Source organism: Mycobacterium sp., from assembly GCF_032159565.1.
Taxonomy (GTDB): Bacteria; Actinomycetota; Actinomycetes; order Mycobacteriales; family Mycobacteriaceae; genus Mycobacterium.
The window spans coordinates 32,877-48,046 of sequence record NZ_JAVHWR010000164.1 but is presented as its reverse complement, the minus strand read 5'-3'; the positions used below and the strand labels follow the sequence as shown (position 1 = coordinate 48,046).

Here is a 15,170-nt window from a genome sequence, read left to right as displayed (position 1 = left end):
TTGCGATGGGCAAGAGGCTGCCACAGGTCGGCAAGGTCTTTTTGGCCGGCGATATCGACTACCTGATATTTCAGGCGCTTGTGTCGCGCACCGACCTGATCATCGACGAAGACCGGCTGGCTGCGGTCGACGCCGCGCTCTCGCTGGCTTCGGCGCGGTGGCCGTCGTTGACCAGGGGCCAAATGATCGCGCGGATCGACCGCATCGTCGCTCGCCACGACCCCGATGCCCGTCGGCGGCGGAAGAAGAAGCGAGACGACCGCTGGGTCGATATCTGGGACAGCGGCGACGGCGTCAGCGAGATCCGCGGCTTCCTTCGCGTGATGGACGGCCGTACGCTCGATGCGCGGCTCGACATTCTTGCGGCCACCGTCTGCAAGAACGATCTCCGCTCTCATGCGCAACGGCGCGCTGATGCGTTCGGCGCGTTGGGGACTGGCGCGGACCGCCTCGCCTGCGAATGCGACAGAGCGGATTGCGCAGCCGCCGACAAGCCGGCAAGCGCTGTCGTCATGTACGTAGTCGCCAACCAGGACACCGTCGACGGGGTCGGAGACAACCCGGGCTACACCGTTGACCCGGATGACCTTGTCCCTCCTGACCTCATCGCGGAATTGGCCGAGTCGGCCAAGCTGGTGCCGCTCGTCCATCCCGGCGACGCCCCCGCGGAGTGCGGCTACACCGCATCGCGGCAATTGAGCGATTTCGTGCGCTGCCGGGATCTGACATGTCGCTTCCCAGGCTGTGACCGTGCCGCCATCCATTGCGATCTGGATCACACGAATCCCTACGGCGACGGTGGTCGCACCCATGCGTCGAACCTGAAGTGCCTCTGCAGGATTCATCATCTGCTCAAAACGTTCGGCGGTTGGCGCGACCGACAATTGCGAGACGGCACTGTCATCTGGACGTCCCCGTCAGGCGAAACCTATGTCACCACACCCGGTAGCGCGCTGCTGTTTCCGTCGCTATGCGCACCGACCGGAGCACTCCCCGTGCCCGCCACCCCATCTCGGGAATGCACAGACCGCGCCACGATGATGCCCAGACGCAGTCGCACCCGGGCGCAGAACCGGGCACTGCGCATCGCTGCCGAACGCAGGCTCAACCGACAACACCGCGAGACCGAGCTCGGCAGACGACGCTGGGAAGAGGCGATCGCGATGTCTGCCGTCAAGGACGAGCCACCGCCCTTTTAGGCGCCGAAGACGTTTCACATCGAGGCGCCCCCGCCACCTTTGGCGCGCGGCCAAGTCTGTGCCGTAATTCGCGGATCGGCAGCGCCCGAGTGACGAGTGCCCACCAGAGTCGCCAGCAGCCCTTCAGATCACCGATCGCGGTCGGCACGATGTCCACCCGTGAGTCGGGGTCTTCGATCCAGTCGACGGGCACCTCGTGGATCCGCAAGCCGACGCGTTCGGCGATGACCAGCAGTTCGGTGTCGAAGAACCAGCCGGTGTCACCGACGAATGGAAGCAGTTCGCGGGCGACCTCGGCGCGCACCGCCTTGAAGCCGCACTGAGCGTCGGAAAAGCGTGCACCCAGCGCTGCGCGCAGCAGCAAGTTGTAACTGCGCGAAACGAACTCACGCTTGGCACTTCGGATGACTCGCGACGACGAAGTCAACCGCGAGCCAATCGCCAGCTCGGAATGGCCTGAGATCACCGGCGCGACGAGGGGCATCAACGCCGACAGGTCCGTGGACAGGTCGACGTCCATGTAGGCGACAACGTCCGCAGGCGATTTCGCCCACGCCGCGTGCAGCGCCGCGCCACGGCCCTTCGCATCGATATGGATGACGTCGACGTCGGGGAGTTCGTCGACGAGCCTGTGTGCAACGTTGAGTGTGTCGTCCGTACTTGCGTTGTCGGCCACCGTGATCCGCGCCGAGTACGGCACGTAGGTGCCGACATAGTCATGAAGGCGGTGGATGCAGCCGGGAAGGCCACGCTCCTCGTTGTGAACGGGAATGACGATGTCGAGCAGATAGCCCGGCGCACATGAATGCGCCGGATCAGTCATAGCGTCAACCGTCTACGAGCGAGCTGCCACCCCACTGCCACGTCACTGGGAGATTGCTGCAATGCTCGTGGGCATGGCTACCGTCTTTACCCAGATCATCAACGGCGATTTGCCTGGCCGGTTCGTGTACGAAGACGATGACATCGCGGCGTTCCTGACGATCCAGCCGATGACGCAGGGGCACACGCTCGTCGTCCCGCGGGCGGAGATCGACAAGTGGCAGGACGTCGACTCGGCCGCGTTCGGCAGAGTCATGGAGGTCTCGCAATTGATCGGCAAGGCGGTGTGCAAGGCATTCGGCGCCGAGCGGGCGGGCATGATCATCGCCGGGCTTGAGGTTCCCCACCTGCACGTGCATGTCTTCCCGGCCTACAACCTCACCGATTTCGGGTTCGCGCATGTCGACCAGAATCCGTCGCCGGAGTCACTCGACGAGGCGCAGACCAAGATCAAGGCGGCGCTGGCCGACCTGACCTGACCGACGCCGCGACATCGTGCGCGACGGCATCCGCGATGCGCGGCAACTTGACGGTGAACCGGGAACCCCTGCCCGGTGCGGTGGTGACGCTGACCGAGCCGCCGTGGGCGTAGACCAGCGAGTCGACGATCGACAGCCCCAGCCCGGTGCCGCCACTTGCCCGGTCGCGGGACTCATCGGTGCGGTAGAACCGCTCGAAGACACGGTGGGCGTCCTCGGGAGTCATGCCGGGACCCTCGTCGGCGACCTCGAGCAGGGCGTTGTCGTCGTCGGTGCCGACACGCACGGTGATTCGGGCGGTTTCCGGCGTGTGCTGCAGCGCGTTGGCGACGAGATTGCCCAGTACCTGGCGCAACCGCGCCTCGTCACCGAGCACCTCCGGCGTGCCGGGGCCGTCGATGACCTCCACGGTGATTTTGCGTTTCGGGGCGATCGACCGCGCGTCGTGCACTGAGTCGGTGGCCAGCGCCAGCAGATCGACGCGGTGACGATCCAGTGGTCGCTGCGCGTCGAGGCGGGCGAGCATCAGAAGATCCTCCACCAGCAACCCCATCCGGCGCGACTCGCTCTCGATACGCGACATCAGCATCTCGATGTCGCGGGCGGCGCCCTGGCGGTACAGCTCCGCGAAACCCCGGATCGTGGTCAGCGGCGTCCGCAGCTCGTGGCTGGCGTCGGTGATGAAGCGGCGCATGCGCTCCTCGGATCTGCGGGCGTGTTCCGCGGAGGATTCCGATGAGGCGACAGCACGCTGGATCTGTGCCAGCATGCCGTTGAGCGCCAACGACAAGCGGCCCACCTCGGTACGCGGATCACGTTGTGGGATACGGCGATCCAGCTGTCCGGCGGCGATGTCGGCGGCGGTCTGCTCGACTTCGGTCAGCGGCCGCAGGCTGCGGTGCACCACCCAGAAACCGGCGACGCCAAGCACCAGCAGCACGGCAGCGCCGATGCCGGCCTGCGACCAGATCAGCGCGCGAACCGTCGACTGGACATCGGACAGATCGATGGCCACGGTCGTGATCTGATCCTGCGGCCCGTGCACCGACATCGCGCGCCACTGCACGTGCGAATTGTCGATCGAGCCGACGGTCACCGGTGCCGGACCGACGTCGTTGTTCGCGGGCAGTGCCGGTTCAGCCGCACGATCGTTGACGGCCATCCAGATCCGGCCGTCGGGATCGACCCCCCGCACGTAGAAGTCCGACGGCGGACGGGCCGGGTTGGGCTCCATCGGAGGCACCGGCATGCGACGCGGCGCCTGCGCCCAGCTACGTGAGGCGTCGAGCAGTGTCTCGTCGATGCGATTTGTCAGGCTGTGCCGAAGTATCGAGGTGACGGCGATGCCGGACGCCAGCAAACCGCACGCCACCAATACGAGGGTCGCGGCCACCAGCCCGACCCGCAGCGGCACACCTCGTCCGCGCACACCCGCCATACTCCTATTGTTCAGCAGAATCTAGCTGAGTTCTCGGCTCTTCACGGCAAGTGTTCATCGCGGTTCCCGCAAAACGTAGCCGACGCCCCTCAGTGTGTGCAGAAGGCGCTTCTCGCCGGTGTCGATCTTGCGGCGCAGGTAGGAGACGTAGGACTCGACGACGTTCACGTCGCCGCCGAAGTCGTAGCGCCAGACGTGGTCGAGGATCTTCGGCTTGGACAGCACCGTGCCTGCGTTGATGATGAAATACCGCAGCAGCGTGAACTCGGTCGGCGACAGCGAAACCGGCTCGCCGGCCTTCCACACCTCGTGGGTGTCCTCGTCGAGTTCGATGTCGGCGAAGGTCAGTCGGGCGCTTCGCGGCTCCTCGGTGCCCTTGCCGGAGCGGCGCAGGATCACCCGCAGCCGGGCGACGACTTCTTCCAGGCTGAAGGGCTTGGTGACGTAGTCGTCGCCGCCGAGCGTCAGGCCTGCGATCTTGTCCTGGAGGGTGTCGCGGGCGGTGAGGAACAGCGCGGGCGAGTCGATGCCGTCGGCGCGCAGCCTACGGAGTACGCCGAAGCCGTCCATCCCGGGCATCATCACGTCGAGGATGACAGCGTCGGGCCGCACTTCACGGGCCTTGTCGAGCGCGGCGGGCCCGTTGGAGGCCGTGTGGACCTCGAAGCCCTGGAACTTGAGGCTCACCGAAAGCAGCTCGACGATGTTGGTCTCGTCGTCGACGACGAGAACTCGGGCCTCTGGGACGGATTCTGGGAGTGCAGCCATGGCCATCATCCAAATGTCTCCTGATTTCCTGGCAATGAAGCTGCAGGACGGCTGTCAACTTCCTGTGAGTCTTATTGTGCTCCTCTCTATGGCGTGGCCGTAGGCGGCAGCTACAGCCATACACTGAGGTGATGAATCTGGGGAAGAGCCTGGCCGATCTCGCCACCGCCCCGGTCCGAGTCGGGCTTGCTGCCGCCGAAACCGGCCTTGACGTCGCCAATGGCGCGTTGGGTCTGGCGCAGCGCACGCTGGGGCAGGCCAATTCGAGGGCCAGGTCCGGATCGGGTTCGGTCGCCCACATGCTGGGCATCGACGAGGCGGTCGAGCGGGCGAACCGGCTGGCCAGATTGATGGACGAGGACCAGCCGCTGGGCCGGGCGCTGACGCCGGGCGGTCCAGTCGACCGGCTTCTGCAGCCGGGCGGTGTGATCGACAAGGTCACCATGCCGGGCGGGGTATTGGATCGGCTGACACAAGACGACGGCGGCCTGATGAGGGCGATCGAACCGGGCGGCCTGGTCGACCAGTTGCTCAACGAGGATGGCCTGGTCGAGCGATTGCTGGCCGAGGACGGCTTGGCCGATCGACTGCTCGCCGAGGGCGGATTGGTGGACAAGCTGACCGCCAGGAATGGGCCGCTCGAGCAGTTGGCCGGTGTCGCCGACACACTCAACCGGCTGACGCCCGGGCTCGAAGCCCTGGAGCCGACGATCGAAGCGTTACGCGAGGCCGTCATCGTGCTGAGCCAGGTGGTCAATCCGCTGAGCAATATCGCCGATCGCATCCCATTTCCCGGCCGCAGGCCCCGTCGGTCGTCGTCCCCGGCGCGCCCCGTCACGTCACAGCGCGTCATCGATGCCGACGAGTGACCCGATAAGCTCGGGCCCGCAGGCCTCCTTAGCTCAGTGGTAGAGCAACATACTTGTAATATGTAGGTCATCGGTTCAATCCCGATAGGAGGCTCCACCCGAGGTGGCTCCACCCGAGGCTCAGACCGCCGACGGCTGGTTGTCGGTCGCCCGTCCTAGCTTGCATACATGAGGCAGTGCCGCGGCTGTGGTTCAGAACTCTCAAAGCGCAGCCAGAAGGTCTGCTGCGGCAATGCCTGTCAGGCGTCAGCCCGGCGCAGATCGAATACGACGCGCTGGCTCGAATCCGGCGAGGCGTGGGTCGGGACTCGCCGCGGTCACTACATCCGGGAGTATCTCGCTGACGCCCAGTCGGGGTGCTGCGCGATCTGTGGCGGAGCCGTCACTTGGCTTGACCTGCCCTGGCGTTGGTCTTGGACCACAACGACGGGGACCCGACGAACAATCGCCGGGAGAACCTGCGGCTGGTCTGCCCGAACTGTGACTCGCAGCTCGCAACATACAAGAGCCGGAACCGCGGCAACGGTCGCGCCTTCCGTCGGCAGCGATACGCCAACGGCCAGTCGTACTGAGCGGCGACCAGCGACGAAACGCTGCCGACTTAACGCACAAGGATGAATCCACCAACCGCCTAGCAGGACCAGTACGCACCTCTCGCCAGACGGCGCCTGCTACTCACGAGGGTGCCCGCCGCGCAATATGCCAAACCTTGGCACGGCGCCTTGTCTCGATCGGCCCCCGGAACAAACGATGATTGCGTCGGCAGATACGGGGCAATATCAACCTTCACGAAGGAGGTGCAGCAATGGGAAATGCAGACGACGCAGCTGCAGCGGCAGCCGATCGAGCCGACGACGCAGAAGCGGGCGCACACCGGGCACACGAGTCAGCTGACCGGGCCCACAAGTCGGCCGCTGACACCCACCGTCGGTCCACTCGACTACGCGAGCAAGCCGAAGCCCTCCATCGCGAAGCCCGGTCCATCCGCGAACGCGCAACCGAGCGGGCTGACGAGGACTGAGCATCGCCAACCACATGCAGTAGCGCTCTACTGCGCCCCGCCGCAATTCACGCAAGTGACGATGTAAGCGGAATGTCATCGGTTCAATCCCGATAGGAGGCTCCACCCAGCGTCCAATTCATGTCGGTGGCCGATCGTAGCGTCAAACGCATGAGGCAGTGCCGCGGCTGTGGTTCAGAGCTGCTCTCGAAGCGAAGCCAGAAGATTTACTGCGGCAATGCGTGCCAGGGTTCGTTCCGACGCAAAGCCCTCACGAAATTGTGGCTCGAATCCTGAGGCGTGGATTGACGGCCGCCGCGGCCACTACATCCGCGAGTATCTCGCCGACGCTCAGGCGCGCTGCTGTGCTATCTGCGGTGGAAGCAGCATGTGGCTTGGCCTGCCCCTCGCGCTGGTGTTGGACCATGTCGACGGGGACCCGACGAACAATCGGCGGGAGAACCTACGGCTGGTTTGTCCGAACTGTGACTCGCAGCTTGCGACATACAAGAGCCGCAACCGCGGAAACGGTCGCGCGTTCCGCCGGCAGCGATACGCCATCGGACAGTCGTACTGAGAGCGGCACCGCTCGCTCTCATCCGATCTCGCGTCCGGCTTGCTTGCCAATCAGATAGGAAACCCTTTCGGTTCCAGACCGGAATCTGGCTTTCTGGCGATTACGGAATCATCACTTGATCATCATGATTTAGCTCATGGCCACGTACTGGAAAGAACCGCAACTCAACTGGTGGCCCATGACGTGGCAGGAGCGTCGTCACGCATGAAAGGAACTGGGCTACGACACACTGTCGGTATTGCTACCGATCTTGTTTAGCGGCCTAACCGGTTCTACCCCAAGCGTTTCCGACTGTGGCCACATATGCCTGCCTCTGCACAGCGTGGTACAGCGGCGGACTGTCTACACCGCAGGCGATAGGAGAAGGAGTATCCGACATGAACGTGGAGTTGATGCAAGAGAGCCGAAGACGCCGGCACCGGAGCGGCCGAGGCAGTGCATGGCAGTCCGGACGCTACCGCGATTTCCACCTCGAGGCATCATCACGCGTTCGTGGGCGTACTCATCTTCGAGCTGCTGGTGACGCTGACGGAATGACGGTGGAACCTCAATCACCCTGCGAGCCAGAACATGACACCACGACACAAGAAGGAACTGATGACCTCATGATGCCACTCACACCCGGCGCACAAATCGATGAACTGCGCCGTCTTTTGCGCGAGTCGGAGCAGCGCCGCCAGGCCGCCGAACACAAGCTCGCCGATCGCGAGCGCCAACTCGGCACCGCATCCCAGACGATCGCTGCCCAAGATCACCGTCTCGGCAGCATGACTGGTGAACTCGCGCGGCTGCGGGGTACGGCGGCAGCGACTGTAGTCAACGCCTACGCGCTCGACTTCCCGCACTTATTCAAGAGTAACCAGAAGGCTTGACGCCCCTTGCTGCGTTCTAGCCAGAGCCCTACCTCACGCTGCATTCTAGCCAGAGCCCTACCTCACGCTGCGTACCGGGCGAAGCACTGCCCTTCGTCACCCGACAGCAGTTCAAAGTCCCCGGCGCTACTGCCGGGGACTTTTGTGCTGGGCTCCATGCCGAGTCGAACCCCAAGTGCTCACCAGACGGATAGGAAATCCTTCCCCTTCAGAAGTGGACTCTGGCTTCCTGGCGATTACGGACGCGCTCCCCGATCACGACGATGTTTCTATGACTACGTACTGCGAAGAGACGACGAGCCTTCGTCCTGGCCCGACGGAAGCTACGGTCCCGGCCGGCGCCATGCCGCTCGCGCAGATGCCCCGCACGTCCGGTAGCCGCACACTGGGGCGCAATGACCTGAACCGGTCCGATCCGCGCCGCCATGTGCACCGGCCAGACCCGCGTCGACACGACCGGCGGCACGATCATCGTGGCGCCGACGGGACGTGGACCGGCCGCACCAAGGTGCTGCACGAGCCTCTCACGGAGCGGCTAGCGCTGCACGAGCCCGCCACAGAGCGGATCGTCCGCAAGGATCTGGCAGCGCTGGACACTTATCAGCTCACCGAACAGGCCGTCGAAGCGGAAGCAGAAGGCCTGGTCGCCCCGCCGGGTGACAACGAGGTCTACTCCTACTTCGGCGCGCAGATGCGGTGGGTGCAGATCCTACTGCTGGCCGCCTCTGTGCTCGCGGGATGGAGCCTGCTGCATTTCGCCATCGCGTCGATCGCAGTCTTATGGCCTATGTTGATTGTGTTGGGGCTGAACGTGATTGGCACCATACTTTCGTCGCTGACCAGCTTCAACACCAGGCGGGTGTCGGCGAAGACACACCGCAAGCTTGTCGAGGGTTGGGTTCCCTCAGGTCCTGCGCCGAGCATCGATGTCTTTCTTCCCACATACGGAGAAGACGTGGCGGTTCTGCGCAACACGTACACGCATGTCAAGGCGATGGAGTGGGCGGGCAGGGTCGACGTTCACGTACTCGACGACGGCGATCGCGGCGAAGTCGGGGAGCTGGCCGCAGAGTTCGGCTTCGACTACGTCGTGCGACCGAATCGTGGGCACCTGAAGAAAGCCGGCAACCTTCAATACGCCTTCTCCCGCACGTCGGGAGACCACATCGTGATTCTGGACGCGGATTTCTGCCCGCGGCCAGATTTCCTGCAGCACCTCGTTCCGTATATGGATGACCCGGCCGTCGGCATCGTACAGAGCCCGCAATACTTCGACAGCGGCGAGAACCTGAACTGGATTCAGCGCACGGCGGGCTCGACCCAAGAATTGTTCTACCGCTGGATCCTGCCGTCGCGGGACCGGGTCAACGCTGCGATCTGCGTCGGCACCTGCGCGCTGTACCGACGCAAGGCCCTCGACGCCACCGGCGGATTCGCGCAGATCGAGCACAGCGAAGACATTCACACGGGGCTGCATCTGATGCAGGCGGGCTTTCAGACCCGCTACGTGCCGATCGTCGTCTCACGCGGCTTGTGCCCAGGCGACATGGCCGGCTTTCTCAACCAGCAGTACCGGTGGTGCAACGGGTCGCTGGTGAAGCTGCACAACGCGAAGCTTGACGGCTCCCGAGTGAAAATGACCTTGCGCCAACGGCTCTGCTTCTGGGCGGGGTTGTTCTATTACATCACCACCGCTGTCAATGTCCTCGCGCTCTACCTTCCCGGCATGATCATGGCCGCGTTTTTTCCGACCCAGGTCCAGCCCGCACAGTTTGTGCCCTTCCTCGTCGGACTCTGGGTCTATCTGGTGGTGATACCGGTGGTGTCCAAGAGCCGCTGGCGGTTTGAGGTCCTGCGCCTGCAGATGGCCTATAGCTACGCCCACCTCATCGCGATCGCGCACAAACTGCGGGGCCGCTCAGCGGGATGGGTACCCACCGGCGCGATGGATCGCCCCAATCCCCTGGCCCGCAGCATCAGCCGGTTGGGCGCCGTTGCGATCATGGCATCGCTCGTGCCGTTCTGGGCCGTGGTCATCTACGACATACACGCCTATGGCGTGCGCCAGTACTGGCTGATGGCGATGTTCGTGGGTATCTACACATATCTCGCCCTGCCGTTGCTTGTCGAGTTCATCAAGATCCTGTGGCCATCCTTCGGCAAGCTCCTGGGATCCCGGACGGACGGCGCTTCGGCACCAGCAACCCAAAGCGGCCCTAAGCCAAGGCGGCGCAATCCACATCGGATCTCCGCTTACGAGGCGGTGTGCTACACACTCGCGCTGGTTCTGGCCGCAGCCGTCGCGTCCGGGTGGTTCGACCTGATGATTCCCTGGACCTCCTGAGTTCGACTACCGCCGATGCCCGCCGAACCGAATTATCTGTGGCACAGGAGGTTCGGGAGCAACCGCCGGCCTCCCTTACCAGGGGGATAGAAAACCCTTGCCTGTCAGCAGTCGATTCTGGCTTGCCGGCGATTACGCCCGTACTCCGAAAACGCGACGATTTCCTCATGACTAAGTACTGGGAAGAACCGACCGTGAGGTATCGCCCGGGGCCGACCAGCGCGACGGCCCAGACGGCGAGGATGCAGCTGCCGCGGACGTCCCGTACCGCGAGTATCCCGGCGCCGGCGCACCACCGTGTACACCGGCATCCGGCCACCGTCGTCGTCCCGACACAGCCGTCCACGGCCAAGGCGAAGGTCGAGCCCAAGCCCAAGCCCGAAGCCAAGAAATCGGAAAACCGCTTCTTCAACGATGTCGAAGGGCTGCGAGGCATCGCCGTCGCGCTGGTGGTGCTGTTTCATGCGGGTGTGCCGCACATGGCTGGCGGCTTTGTGGGCGTCGACGTGTTCTTCGTCATTTCGGGCTTCCTGATCACCGGCCTGCTGCTGCGTGAGTTCGAGCGCAACGGGCGGGTGTCCTTCAGGGGCTTCTACGCGCGGCGTGCACGCCGCATCATCCCCCCGGCGGCAGTGACCATCATCGCGACGTCGATCGCCGTTTGGTTCCTGATGCCGCTGCTCTCGGTCTTCCGCCAGGCACTCGATCTGCTGGCCGCAACGATGAATATCGCCAACTGGCGCTTCATCGCCGCGGGCAAGGACTACCTCGCCGGGGCGTCGGACGACAGCGTTGCCACGCACTTCTGGTCGCTTTCCATCGAGGAACAGTTCTACTTCATCTGGCCCGTGCTGTTGGTCGCGCTGGCTGTGCTGGCCAAGCGCATGCGGTGGTCCATCCGTATGGTCGTCGGCTGGGGAATCGCCGTGGTCACCGCCGCCTCCCTGTTGGCATCGCTGCACTTCACGGCCAGCGACCCCACCCTGTCTTACATGGCGACCCACACGCGCGCATGGCAATTCGGCATCGGCGGAGTCGTCGCGGTTGCGGGCCCTCTGCTAACCGGCTTGATCACGAGATTGTCCGTGCGAGTGGCGATGTGGGTGCTCGGTTGGGCGGGACTGGCGGCAGTACTGGTGGCGACAGTCGCCTACGACCACACCACGCCTTATCCGGGCGTGGCCGCGTTGTTACCGACGCTCGGTGCCGCCGCGATCATTGTGGCCGGACAGGTGGCCACCAGCAGCAGGCCCGCCGTCGGATGGTTTCTCGGGGCGCGTCCCTTGCGGTGGCTGGGAAAGGTCTCCTACGGCTGGTATCTGTGGCACTGGCCCGCGCTGGTGCTGTTCAAGAGCTACACCCACAACACCGGCTGGCCGACGTTGGTGGGCGTGACCATGGCGGCACTGGCGCTGGCATGGGCCTCCACCGCACTGCTGGAACGCCCGATCATGTCGTCAGGCGAACTGAAGCGCAATCTGCAGGCCTCATTGTCAGTCGGCTTCACCGGCACCATTGTGGCCGCCGCTGTGACGATGAGCCTGGGCGTCCTGGCGGTCAACCTGGCCAGCGGGGCGACTTCGTCCAATGCGTCGGTGAGCTTCCAATCCGTTTTCGGCGCCGACACCGGTGCGAAATCGGGACCGGTCACGCCCAACCCGTTCAAGGCCTTCGACGATCGGCCCGACCGTGACGAGTGCCTGGTTCCACTGGGCAAGCGCGAACAGCCGAGCACTTGCGTGGATGGCCCAGCAGGCGGCGTGCCTGCGGTGCTCTTCGGCGACAGCCACGCACAGCAGTGGCTGCCGGTGGTTCAGGTCATCGCCAAGGAAAATAACTGGCGGCTCAACCAATTCACCAAGGCGGCATGCCCTGTCGCCGCCCTACAACCCAGAGACGGCCGCACCGACCCGTTCACGAAGTCGGACTGCCTCGGCTGGCGTGCGGACAGCGTCAAGGCGATCGTCGCGCTGAAGCCCAAGTACATCGTGATCAGCTCGCTGTCCACGTACGTGCCCGACTATCAGGAGTTCAAGACCGCCTGGGATCAAACGCTGAACCAACTGCGGGCGACTGGCGCGAAGTTGATCTACTTGCGCGATACGCCATACCCGAACAAGAACATGCCGGAATGCATCTCGGGCGCCACCGACAACTGGTCCGCGTGCGACTTCAACCTGAACAACACCCCCCGGACCGAACCCATTGTCACAGACCAGGTCCGGGGCCAGAACCTCGACATTCCCGTGCTCGACCTCAACGCGTACCTGTGCGAGGACAACAAATGCCGCGCAGTGCGCAACGGCACGTTGCTCTACCGCGACGATTCTCACCTGACGGCAACCGCGGTCAAGGCGCTACTGCCGGCGGTCCAAGCCGGGGTCCGTGACAAGGGAATCGATCTGAGCGGCCGCTGACGTTCGGCGGGGCGAAGGCTCGGGCGTCCCGTAGGGTGTGTCTCTGCCGAACACATGAGGGTCGGAGGTGTCGTTGCCCAGCGGACACGCGGCGAGGTTGTCCCGTCGCAGCCTGCTCGCATCGATCCCCCTGGCGGCGTTCACCGTGGTGGCCGCCGGCGGATGCCAAAGGTCAGAACCGCGCCAACCAGACCAACCTCACGAATCACGCCGGTTCGGGCTGGCCGCAACCGGTATCGACGACGCGACGGTGCAGCGGTCACAGGCCGCCGCGCAGCAATTGGGCAAGCACTTGGACGTGTTGACCGTCTACGAGGCATTCGTCTGGGAGAGGTCGCTGCCCACCACGTTTCTGGATGCCGCCGCGGCCGCCGGCTGCACCCCGGAGTTGACGTGGGAACCCTGGGATCCCCGCGCCGGCAAGCACCAGGTGGCTTACACGGCCGGACAGATCGCAGGTGGTCGATACGACAACTATGTGCGCACCTGGGCCAACCAGGCGGCCTCCTATGACAAACCGTTCCGGCTCCGGTTCGCACACGAGATGAACGGAAACTGGTACCCCTGGGCGGTGGGATCACCGGGCGGCTCGTCGCAAGATTACGTCGCGGCCTACCGCAGAGTCCGCAGCATTTTTGACGACGCGGGGGCCAAGCGCGTCGAGTGGGTGTGGTGCCCGAACGTCATCATCGATGGCAATGCCGAGGCGATCTCACCGTGCTATCCCGGCGACAGTTTCGTCGACATCCTCGGCGTCGACGGCTACAACTTCGGCGATCGGCCAGGCCATCAATGGATCCAGCCGGCTGAGCTTTTCGGCACCACGTTGGCCCTTGTCGCGCAACTCGCGCCGGGCAAACCGGTGTGGATCAACGAGGTCGGCTGCGGCGACCAAGGCGGCGACAAGTCGCGCTGGATCTCCGATTTCGTCAGCTGGCTCGCCGGCACCGACGTCCGCGGGCTGACCTGGTTCGAGGTCGACGGCAACCCCGATGCACCCGACTGGCGGCTCACGAGTTCGGCCGTAACCACCGCTGCTGCCAAGGCCGTACTGGCGTCCTGGTAGCGCGGCTGATCTCGGTCAGCAGTTGCCGACGGCGGGGACGCCGGCGAAGCGATCGGCGATCCACTGGCCCAAGGCCGCACCGGGATCAAGTTTGTGCCCTTGGTCTTGCAGGCGGATCCGCAGAATGGTGTCGCCCAACGCGCAGGCCCGGCCCATGGCGACCTCGGTCCATTCCGGCGGAACGGTTTGATCCGATCCACCGTAGATCGCCAACAGCGGGATTTTGGTTGGCTGTTGGGGCAGCGCGTAGGAGCTGAGCCGCTGGCTCAGCCGGTCGGCCGCGGCCGGCGACGACGGCTCGGCGTCGGCCGGAGCGAACTTGGCAGCCAGGGCATCCTTGCGTTGGGACGCCGGCGGTCGGCAGGCAAGCAACGTCGCTTTATCGTCGCGTAGAACGCCGTGCAGGTAGTCGTTCGGATCGATTGCCTTGTCGACCGATGCCAAACCCTCGATCACGTTCGGGTACAGGAACATCTGGTCGTTGGTCAACGTCGATGACTCGGCCCGCTGCACCAGCCCGAGCATGTCTGCCGTGGGAACCAGCGCCGCGGCGCCAAGCAGATCGGTGCCCTGACCGTAATCCGCAGAATATTCGGCGGCCGCCCAAGCGGTCTCGCCGCCCTGCGAGGATCCCAACGCCACCCACCGCGACGACAGCTGCGGCACCACCGTGCGGGCGGCTCGCACCGCGTCGATGAGGTTGAATGCCGCCGACTTCGGCTCTAGGTAAGCATGTGGTGTCATCGCGTCCTGGCTTGACCCGTCGGGCTTGCCCAGACCCGCATAGTCGGTGTAGGCCACCGCGTAGCCGAGGTTGAGCTGTATCGCCACCGGAGTGATGTCGCCGAGCAGGCGGGAATCCGCGGTTGGGCCACAGTCGGGGGTTACCCCAACGGTTCCATGGGCGTAGCCGATGACAGGCCACCCTCCGGGCGGCGGGTCGCCTGGCGGTGTGAATACCGCACCGGAAACCACGGTGGGCAATCCAGTGATGCCGGATATCGATCGGTACACCATCGTGTGTGCCGTTGAGCCGACAGGCAGCTCGCTGAAATCGAACGGCGTCTGGTCTGATGAGCTCGCCACGGTGCCGCGGGCGGCCAAGTCACCGTTGGTGATGGCTGGCATCTGTCGGGAGTAGTTGAGTTCCTCCGGCCCTGTGTTGGAGGGGGCGGCGGGTTGCGACGCGCTGCACGCGGCAACCACGGCGCATGCGAGCACGCCGCCCACTCGCCCAACGAACCTCGCGATCATGTGTGTCCCCTTGATCCTTGATCACGAGGATGGCATAGGCGACACCCTTCAGAGGCCTTTCCAGT

General features: G+C 64.6%; 11 protein-coding genes, 1 tRNA gene and 3 pseudogenes. 11 read left to right on the top strand and 4 right to left on the bottom strand.

Annotated elements, in window-relative coordinates:
• The coding region (locus QOC76_RS22170; protein WP_526360412.1) for an HNH endonuclease signature motif containing protein at positions 1-1,199 on the top strand (1,199 nt) is incomplete at its 5' end.
• A gap of 19 nt (positions 1,200-1,218) precedes the next feature.
• On the opposite strand, the pseudogene QOC76_RS22165 reads toward QOC76_RS22170, so the two are convergent.
• Positions 1,219-2,022 (bottom strand): annotated as a pseudogene (locus tag QOC76_RS22165) (dolichyl-phosphate beta-glucosyltransferase); the annotation flags it as partial.
• A 73-nt stretch (positions 2,023-2,095) separates the two neighbouring features.
• On the opposite strand from QOC76_RS22165, the gene QOC76_RS22160 reads away from it, so the two are divergent.
• Positions 2,096-2,500, top strand: coding sequence for an HIT family protein (locus QOC76_RS22160; RefSeq protein WP_526360410.1), 405 nt, complete (start codon positions 2,096-2,098; stop codon positions 2,498-2,500).
• Here QOC76_RS22160 and QOC76_RS22155 read toward each other — a convergent pair.
• Both QOC76_RS22155 and QOC76_RS22150 read right to left on the bottom strand, forming a co-directional pair.
• Positions 2,472-3,938 carry a sensor histidine kinase gene (locus tag QOC76_RS22155; RefSeq protein ID WP_526360408.1) on the bottom strand — a complete coding sequence of 489 codons (1,467 nt, stop codon included), beginning with the start codon at positions 3,936-3,938 and terminating at the stop codon, positions 2,472-2,474. The two genes, QOC76_RS22160 and QOC76_RS22155, sit on opposite strands and share 29 nt — an antisense overlap.
• A 54-nt stretch (positions 3,939-3,992) precedes the next feature.
• Positions 3,993-4,712 (bottom strand): response regulator transcription factor, encoded by a 720-nt coding sequence (locus tag QOC76_RS22150; RefSeq protein WP_526360420.1) that lies wholly within the window; start codon positions 4,710-4,712, stop codon positions 3,993-3,995.
• Between the two features lie 125 nt (positions 4,713-4,837).
• Here QOC76_RS22150 and QOC76_RS22145 point away from each other — a divergent pair, with 125 nt between their 5' ends.
• The 9 genes and pseudogenes from QOC76_RS22145 (at position 4,838) to QOC76_RS22105 (ending at position 13,851) form a co-directional block, all read left to right on the top strand.
• A complete protein-coding gene (locus tag QOC76_RS22145) occupies positions 4,838-5,575 on the top strand; it encodes an MlaD family protein (RefSeq protein ID WP_526360406.1) in 738 nt (245 codons plus the stop codon).
• Between the two features lie 22 nt (positions 5,576-5,597).
• Positions 5,598-5,672, top strand: a tRNA-Thr gene (locus QOC76_RS22140).
• Between the two features lie 71 nt (positions 5,673-5,743).
• Positions 5,744-6,147: pseudogene (locus QOC76_RS22135) on the top strand (HNH endonuclease).
• 233 nt (positions 6,148-6,380) lie between these two features.
• On the top strand, positions 6,381-6,596 hold the full coding sequence (locus tag QOC76_RS22130; RefSeq protein WP_526360404.1) for a hypothetical protein: 216 nt from the start codon (positions 6,381-6,383) through the stop codon (positions 6,594-6,596).
• A gap of 150 nt (positions 6,597-6,746) precedes the next feature.
• Positions 6,747-7,152 (top strand): annotated as a pseudogene (locus QOC76_RS22125) (HNH endonuclease signature motif containing protein).
• A 533-nt stretch (positions 7,153-7,685) separates the two neighbouring features.
• Entirely contained in the window at positions 7,686-8,024 is a 339-nt protein-coding gene (locus tag QOC76_RS22120; RefSeq protein ID WP_526360402.1) for a hypothetical protein, read from the top strand.
• Positions 8,025-8,367: 343 nt separating this feature from the next.
• Positions 8,368-10,368, top strand: coding sequence for a glycosyltransferase family 2 protein (locus QOC76_RS22115; RefSeq protein WP_526360400.1), 2,001 nt, complete (start codon positions 8,368-8,370; stop codon positions 10,366-10,368).
• 167 nt (positions 10,369-10,535) lie between these two features.
• Positions 10,536-12,785, top strand: coding sequence for an acyltransferase family protein (locus QOC76_RS22110; protein ID WP_526360398.1), 2,250 nt, complete (start codon positions 10,536-10,538; stop codon positions 12,783-12,785).
• A gap of 67 nt (positions 12,786-12,852) precedes the next feature.
• Positions 12,853-13,851, top strand: coding sequence for a glycoside hydrolase family 26 protein (locus tag QOC76_RS22105; protein WP_526360396.1), 999 nt, complete (start codon positions 12,853-12,855; stop codon positions 13,849-13,851).
• A gap of 15 nt (positions 13,852-13,866) precedes the next feature.
• Here QOC76_RS22105 and QOC76_RS22100 read toward each other — a convergent pair whose 3' ends face one another.
• The gene (locus QOC76_RS22100) at positions 13,867-15,105 is read right to left on the bottom strand and encodes a lipase family protein (protein ID WP_526360394.1); all 1,239 of its coding nucleotides are present in this window, start codon (positions 15,103-15,105) and stop codon (positions 13,867-13,869) included.
• Between the last annotated feature and the right edge of the window lie 65 nt (positions 15,106-15,170).

Excerpts from the sequence above, each read along its gene's own strand:
- QOC76_RS22160 (WP_526360410.1), top strand. The coding sequence starts at position 2,096 with ATGGCTACCGTCTTTACCCAGATCATCAACGGCGATTTGCCTGGCCGG.
- QOC76_RS22155 (WP_526360408.1), bottom strand. The coding sequence starts at position 3,938 with ATGGCGGGTGTGCGCGGACGAGGTGTGCCGCTGCGGGTCGGGCTGGTG.
- QOC76_RS22150 (WP_526360420.1), bottom strand. The coding sequence starts at position 4,712 with ATGGCCATGGCTGCACTCCCAGAATCCGTCCCAGAGGCCCGAGTTCTC.
- QOC76_RS22145 (WP_526360406.1), top strand. The coding sequence starts at position 4,838 with ATGAATCTGGGGAAGAGCCTGGCCGATCTCGCCACCGCCCCGGTCCGA.
- QOC76_RS22130 (WP_526360404.1), top strand. The coding sequence starts at position 6,381 with ATGGGAAATGCAGACGACGCAGCTGCAGCGGCAGCCGATCGAGCCGAC.
- QOC76_RS22120 (WP_526360402.1), top strand. The coding sequence starts at position 7,686 with ATGACGGTGGAACCTCAATCACCCTGCGAGCCAGAACATGACACCACG.
- QOC76_RS22115 (WP_526360400.1), top strand. The coding sequence starts at position 8,368 with ATGCCGCTCGCGCAGATGCCCCGCACGTCCGGTAGCCGCACACTGGGG.
- QOC76_RS22110 (WP_526360398.1), top strand. The coding sequence starts at position 10,536 with ATGACTAAGTACTGGGAAGAACCGACCGTGAGGTATCGCCCGGGGCCG.
- QOC76_RS22100 (WP_526360394.1), bottom strand. The coding sequence starts at position 15,105 with ATGATCGCGAGGTTCGTTGGGCGAGTGGGCGGCGTGCTCGCATGCGCC.